The sequence below is a fragment of the Pseudovibrio sp. Ad37 genome (assembly GCF_001623075.1).
In the GTDB taxonomy this organism is placed as follows: domain Bacteria; phylum Pseudomonadota; class Alphaproteobacteria; order Rhizobiales; family Stappiaceae; genus Pseudovibrio.
In genome coordinates this window covers 1-6,638 of sequence record NZ_LMCF01000100.1, presented here as the reverse complement: position 1 = coordinate 6,638, position 6,638 = coordinate 1, and the positions used below count along the sequence as shown (strand labels likewise).

5 protein-coding genes and 1 pseudogene are annotated in these 6,638 nt (G+C 40.7%); 1 reads left to right on the top strand and 5 read right to left on the bottom strand.

Features of this window, described 5'->3' with window-relative positions; all coding sequences use genetic code 11:
• Positions 1-236: integrase core domain-containing protein (locus PsAD37_RS27630; protein WP_153039768.1), on the top strand; the 236-nt coding region annotated here is incomplete at its 5' end.
• Between the two features lie 177 nt (positions 237-413).
• Here PsAD37_RS27630 and PsAD37_RS16105 read toward each other — a convergent pair.
• The 5 genes and pseudogenes from PsAD37_RS16105 to PsAD37_RS16085 form a co-directional block, all read right to left on the bottom strand.
• Complete coding sequence (locus PsAD37_RS16105) at positions 414-2,114, bottom strand: glycosyltransferase family 4 protein (RefSeq protein WP_063297013.1); 1,701 nt, start codon at positions 2,112-2,114, stop codon at positions 414-416.
• Between the two features lies 1 nt (position 2,115).
• Positions 2,116-3,504: a polysaccharide pyruvyl transferase family protein gene (locus PsAD37_RS16100; protein ID WP_063302218.1), complete on the bottom strand. Its 1,389-nt coding sequence runs from the start codon at positions 3,502-3,504 to the stop codon at positions 2,116-2,118.
• Positions 3,501-4,847, bottom strand: a complete 1,347-nt coding sequence (gene wecC / locus PsAD37_RS16095) for a UDP-N-acetyl-D-mannosamine dehydrogenase (protein ID WP_084407862.1) — start codon at positions 4,845-4,847, stop codon at positions 3,501-3,503. The genes PsAD37_RS16100 and wecC overlap by 4 nt, the downstream gene beginning before the upstream one ends.
• 29 nt (positions 4,848-4,876) lie before the next feature.
• Positions 4,877-5,986 carry a non-hydrolyzing UDP-N-acetylglucosamine 2-epimerase gene (gene wecB / locus PsAD37_RS16090; protein ID WP_063297011.1) on the bottom strand — a complete coding sequence of 370 codons (1,110 nt, stop codon included), beginning with the start codon at positions 5,984-5,986 and terminating at the stop codon, positions 4,877-4,879.
• Between the two features lie 524 nt (positions 5,987-6,510).
• Positions 6,511-6,638, bottom strand: a pseudogene (locus PsAD37_RS16085) (IS5/IS1182 family transposase); the annotation flags it as partial.

Sequence of the window (6,638 nt, the reverse complement as noted above, 5' to 3'; positions counted from 1 at the left end):
CCGCCTATATCGAACCCGGTTCACCTTGGGAGAATGGATACTGTGAAAGTTTCAACGGCCGAATGCGAGACGAATTGTTGAATGGTGAGACCTTTTACTCGTTGCGTGAAGCCCAAATAATCATCGAGAGATGGAAGAACCACTACAACACCAAACAACCCCACAGTGCTCTGGGCTACCGCCCACCTGCGACAGGGGCTATCGTACCGATAGACCAAAGGCCAGTGATACACTAACTTTCAATCTGGACCACTCAAATGGGGCTGTTCTGGAGTGTTAAGTTATTTTTCAGCTTAACACATTTTTAATACCGCTTAAATCTTAAGATGAGCTCTTGAAATTTAAGCGGTATTAAATCAGTGTTAATATTACACTCTAAGAATAACTAAATGTATATTTATACTATAGTCTCATTAGCATAATTCGTTTATTTTTTTTGCTGCATCTCTCGCGACTTTATCCCAAGTCCGATTTTCAAAAACCCATTTACGTCCAGCTTCACCTAAGCGATCTCGTAACTTCGCATCATCAATCAACACTTCAAGTTTGTCAGCAAGGTCTTCAATGTTGCCTTTCTCGAAGACAAGCCCCGTCACCCCATCACGCACCATTTCAGAGAGCGCCGCAACACCAGACACTACAATTGCTTTTTTCATTGACAATGCTTCTAGTGGCTTCATAGGAGATACTAACTCGGTAACAGGCTGAGGCTTTCGAGGAAACGGAGCTATCTCTATCAGTGAATAGTATCTCGGCACGTCCTCGTGAGGTATCCGTCCTGGCATTGTGACCCAATCACCCATACCATTTTCAGCTGCGATATCTTCAATTGCCTTCGTAATTGGACCGCGTTCACTACCAGACGCATTTTCATTTCCAACAAGTAGAAGCCTAAACTCTTTTCCTCGAAGCTTCAACAAACTGCATGCCTGGACCAGATGCTCCAAACCCTCGTATTGGACAAATGTACCGATGTACCCTATCACTGGAATATTTGGAGGGTATCCTAACTCAGCAGCGAGGAGATGATCTTTTTCCGATGGATTGAATTTGGTCACATCGCACGAATTGGGGAGTATCGATATTGTATTACTTTCTACCCCCCGGACACAAAGTTCATTTTTCATGCCTCTTGTCAAAGTAAACACGTGCGCAGCATGTTTCGCAACTTCTGTTTCCAAAATTTTCTGAACATTAAAGGCTGGCTTTTTCGCAAATTCTGGCTCTCGCGAAATTCTTGTAATCTCCCAGAAGCCACGAACCTCATAAATAAACGGCACTCCAAGCCGCTTTGATGCAATCAGGGCTGGAAGTGCTGTAACGTGGTTTGAAGCACCGATTACCAAGCTAGGACGTAATTCCTTTAGTTTCCCTTCGATAATGTCAGCTGCCTGTAACATATAATCTTTCGCGGAATGCTCATCTCTTCTAGGTGAGAGCAACCTCTGATAAGATATTCCATCAATAATGTCTTCCAATGGCACATCAAGTCGCTCATCTTTTGGAGGAACATCGAACGGGTAACCAGGTCTTGTAACGCACGTTACATCATATCCAGCATTAGCAAGTGCAACGGCTAAACCATGCCCCCGGGTTGCGTACCCACCAGAGGAATAAGGTAGGCTATTATGCAGAAAATAAGCAATTTTATCTGAGGCGAAATCGTCAAAAGATAATTTCTGTACATCAAGTTCTTTTAATAAAGAAAGTTGATAAGTTGGGCTGCGATGTAACTTAGTTAAGAATTCTTGTTGTTTTATGGTCGGTTTTTTACCATACTTGTTTTCGAGCCACACACCTGCCTTGGAAGCTTGAAGAAAATCAGAATTTTTCTGACTTGCCCAAAAATGCATACGATAATAGCGTTCTATTTCTCTGATCCCGATAAGGACAGTAGAAATTAGTGCAGACGCATCGTGATTTCCTGATTTATTAAAGTCAGTAGCAGTACTATACAACAATTTCTCGTGTTCAGCAAAGTTACTTACTACACAGTCGACCTCTTCTTTTAAGCTCTCAAGACCGCCTGCTAAATAGGAATTTTTCAAACGCAGACGTATGAAATCAGCACGTTTATTGTCAATTAAACGTTTAAACCTATCTATGATATTCATTTTAAGCCTCTGATGAAGAATTCTCTAGTGTGGAGAGCTTCTGACGCAAGGAGTTGATACTTTTATTAAACCTTCTGCGAAGTTCAGACTCTCTCTTTTTAAAATCTATCTCGACTGCGATTTCAATCAGAGAATTATGTCTTCGATCACACGTAAGCTTGTTCTGCTCACAGTGTCTTCCATATGATTCAATCATACCTACTTTTGACTTCTCAATTGTTCTTTGAAGACTTTCGTGACGGAGATTGTCATCCATGTTCGCCGTCATCAGAGTAGCAGCTCTAGATGGTTTTAGACGTGAAATATTGAGGCATAAGTTCGGGTATCCAAAGAACTCAAACAGACCAGGCATTTTGTGCCCATGCTCTTCAAAATATAAACCAAACACATTTTTAGCACGAAGAACCGCAAATATTATCGCATGAAATCTTGAAGCAACGACAACGTCAACACCATCAAGTATAGATTGATAGTGTTCAATGCTTTTAACTTCGACTATAAAGGTCTTCTCTTTCTTAGAAGGAGCCAAATCAAGTTCCGCAATCAATTTTTCTGCGAGAAATTTATCGTTTACTGTTTGTACTAGAAATTTACATGTACGATAATCTTTCTTCAAAAATCCTTCAATTATCGCCATGTAGCACTGAAACCAACTATCGCTCACATTAATTTCTGACTTCCTTGTTGACCTTTGACGAATTCCCCAGTTCTTCGCTCTAAGCACAAAAGCTAATGCTTTGTTTTCATTCAATTTATGAGGCGCTTTACTTGGAAGAAAAAAAGCTGGATCAGGAAATAGACCTACACTTTCGGAGCCGCTCAAAGTATTAAGAAGCCTTTGAGATCTTCTCTCGCGCGCCGATAGACAGACATCAAAAGCTAACAAGTCAAATATCAGTTTTTTACTTAAGCTCGTTTGAAAAGGCCCAAAAGTCGACGGCATAATGATACATTTTTTCCCAGTAGCTTGAGCTGAAAATACAGGGAGAGTACGCCAAAACAAGACTTCGAAATTATCTTCGTCTTTATAACTAAATAAATGCTCTCCTGCAGCTATGACAATGAGATCAGCATCAAGCGTTTCTGTGTTCTTCAGTAATAATGCTGGATCTAGCGCATACTCCAATGCGCTAGTGTTTTTTGTGGAAAAATTTGTAACTTGGACCTCAGCTTCCGAACCAAAACTCGACTCGGCGTGCTCAAAAAACTTCGATCCACTCGCATTCAATGTCACAAATTTTATTACAGCTGCTGGATAAATCTTTTGAAGCAACTCAGACTGGCCAGTATTGATAGCTAAGTCACCGACATTACTAGCTACGTGACCAAAAAATATTGCTATAGTCTTAACCGGATCCGTTGAAGACTGCTGTTGCTGCTGACTGGTCAACTTGTCCAAATCCCGCGTGTATCAATCACGACTTTAGTGTTCAAGAGTTCTACATCAATTTCTCTGAACTGCTTATGATCGACCAGCATCACAAGTATATCAGCCTCTTGCATTGCTACATCTTCACCAACCAAAGTAGTTCTGCCAATGAACCTCTTTGGAAGCTCGTGAATATTTGGTTCGACTGTAAGAACATCCAAGTCGGCGTTGTCAATCAAAGAATCAACTATTTGCAATGCAGGACTTTCACGTAAGTCATCAATGTCAGGTTTGAATGCCAAACCGAAGCAAGCAACTTTCACTTTATCATCTTTGAGTAATTGTTGGATCTTGGCAGAATTCTCCACTTTACTTACTACCCAGCCAGGTTTTGCATCATTGGTTTCACGAGCAGTCTTAATGATATTAGCTTCTTTGGGGTTAGTTGCCACAATAAACCAAGGATCTACGGCAATGCAATGCCCACCAACACCAGGACCCGGCTGGAGAATATTCACGCGAGGATGACGATTGGCTAATGAAGTAAGTTCCCAAACATTGATATCGAGTTTATCGCAAATAACAGATAACTCATTCGCGAAAGCTATATTCACGTCACGAAAGCTATTTTCAGTTAACTTTGCCATCTCCGCAGTACGAGTATCGGTAACAATGCACTCGCCTTGAACTACTAATTTGTAAAGCTCCACTGCTCTTTGCGAACACGCGGGCGTCATACCACCAATAACGCGATCATTCTCAACCAACTCACGCAGAACGTGCCCTGGTAACACTCTTTCAGGACAATGAGCAATTCGAACATCTGAATCTGCTCCGTGTGTCTGAGGAAATGTCAAATCAGGTCGCTCTTCAGCTAGCCATTCGGCCATTCGTTCTGTAGCACCAACCGGCGAAGTTGATTCTAGAACAACAAGGTCACCAGCCTTAAGAACAGCAGCTATAGTTCGGCTCGCTGCTTCAATAAAGCTAAGATCGGGTATTTTCACACCCTCTAAGCTCGATTTAAACGGGGTTGGCACCGCAATCATAAATGCATCGGCTGATTTTGGTGTAAGTGATGCAAAAAGATATCCTTCAGACACAACTGAACGAACTGCAAGATCTAGATCAGGCTCAGTGATATGTATTTCGCCGCGATTAATCGTTGTTACAGCATGCTCACTAACATCAATACCAATTACTTCAATTTTCCTGGACGCGAACACAGCCGCAGTAGGCAGGCCAATATATCCAAGTCCTACCACCGCAATTTTATCAAATCCTTTTTTGGGTAATTTAGAAGAACCAAGTTCATTAGATTCTATTTTGAATTCATTTTGTATGATTTTATTCGTATTGGGCATTGAGGATAACAGTCCTAAATCTTAATAGCTCATTGATACAAGGAGGATGCAATTCGGGCGCTTGCTTGCCCATCGCCATACGGATTCTGGGACGTTGCAAAAAGAGCATACTCGTCAACATTTTCCAATAGTGCAGACGCTCTCGAAACAATTTTCTTGATAGAAGTGCCAACTAGCTCTGCGCACCCTGCCGCTACACCTTCAGGCCTTTCAGTTACATCTCTCATGACCAAGATTGGCTTTTTCAAACTTGGTGCTTCTTCTTGTATTCCCCCAGAATCAGAGAGGATAAGACGACTGTTCGACATCAAGTAAATGAAACATCGATAATCTTGCGGCTCAGTAAGAAGAACATTGTCACGATCGCCAATTATCCTTTTTACAGGTTCTTGTACGTTGGGGTTAAGATGAACTGGGTACAAGAACCCTACTTCGGGCCAGCGAATACTCAGTTCTTTTATAGCAAAACATATATTTTCGAAGCCTTCTCCGAAATTTTCTCTGCGATGCCCTGTAATCAAAACGTATTTTGAGAACTTATTAGTAAAGTTAGATATCTTAGTGTTTATCTCAGGCGGTTTATTGTTAACGATATCTGCCATATGAAGTAATGCATCAATGCCCGTATTACCAGTCACGTGTACGCAGCCTTCATCAATACCTTCACGCAACAAGTTGTTTTTTGATTCTATCGTCGGAGCAAAATGCTTTGTTGCAACCAATCCAGCCACTCTTCGGTTCAGTTCTTCTGGAAAAGGAGCTGACATATCATAACTACGAAGCCCAGCTTCTATGTGCCCAACTTTGATGCCATGATAAAAAGCACAAAGCGCACCAACCTGAACCGAGGTCGTATCTCCTTGCACGAGAACCCAATCTGGTTGTTTCTCTCTCAAGACTATATCAATCTTATCAAACAATTTTCCAGTCAATGATGAAAGAGTTTGATTAGGTTGCATAATATCTAAGTCTATATCTGGATATATGCCGAAGTCATTAAATATAGACTGTAGCATTTCGCGATGCTGACCAGTCGATACAACCGTTGTTTTTATATCGTTTCGACGCTTGAGTTCATTAATAACCGGCGCCATTTTTATGCCTTCAGGGCGTGTGCCTACAATTACAAGGACATGCATTTTGCAAACTCAATTAAATAGTTAGATCCACTTGTGAAGTAGCCCTTTTCAAAAGAAGATACAATACTCTCTAGCAAGAAGTATATTGTTTCTGAGCAAAGTTCGAAGCGCTACTAAAATTATCTTTTAGGGCAATTTCCGAAGTTCGTTCGATTACTATTCACTTTTCAGACGAAAACCCACATAAATTTTCGATAATATTGCCTTGACAGCCCCTTAACGTTCACTTTTCGATATAAAGGAATAATATGATCGGCAGTTAGGATATCTAACTTTCACCTCCTAGTTTAGAACTGAGAAAATTACCCCCTCCAAGATAGATTACACTCCATAATATAAATTATGAATTTTTAACTAACAACACAACAACTTAGTATTATAATTCATGCTATCTTAATACACTTGCTTATATCAAATATTTAACCAGTGTGTAATCCATTAAAATTTTGAGTCTTCTGTATTAAGTACAAGTATTCTATTTTCACATGCTTAAGTTTTGATTGTGTATTATTTCTCTACAACAACTAGGTCCTGTTGACAAAGTTGCGTAGCCATAGACGCGCAGCAGCCAAGTTTAGGAAAGAGGCGAAAGGTACGCAGGTTTTATCGTATCGAGTAGCAATCCTACGGAACTGCTTGAGCTTATTAAACA